We start from the raw sequence: 268 nt of genomic DNA, 5'->3' as shown, positions 1-268 counted from the left end.
AGCGGTCCTGGCCGGCGTCGAGCACGTCCTCGCCCAGTTCCAGCAGGTAGGGCGACTTGTAGTACAGCGCCAGGCGCGTGCTGAACGGGCCCGCTTCGGAGCCGATCATCGCGTTGCCGGTGCGCTTCGATTGTCCCGGCATGCGGATGCTGCGCGTGGCGCGGACGCCGCCCTCGCTTGCGCTGTCGATGCCGGCGCGCGACTGGGTGAGGCTGCCGTTGATGCCGACCAGCAGACCGTTCCAGGGCGCCGGCAGCATGCGCAGCGG

The 268-nt window shown here is 70.9% G+C and carries 1 pseudogene; it reads right to left on the bottom strand.

Annotated features, from left to right (window positions below):
* A pseudogene (locus KVT32_RS30235) lies at window positions 1–268 on the bottom strand (TonB-dependent receptor); the annotation flags it as partial.

This window comes from Achromobacter sp. GbtcB20, from assembly GCF_019091095.1.
Taxonomy (GTDB): domain Bacteria; phylum Pseudomonadota; class Gammaproteobacteria; order Burkholderiales; family Burkholderiaceae_B; genus Achromobacter; species Achromobacter mucicolens.
Note: the sequence above shows the minus strand (reverse complement) of the source record. Positions and strands in the feature narration are given on the sequence as shown.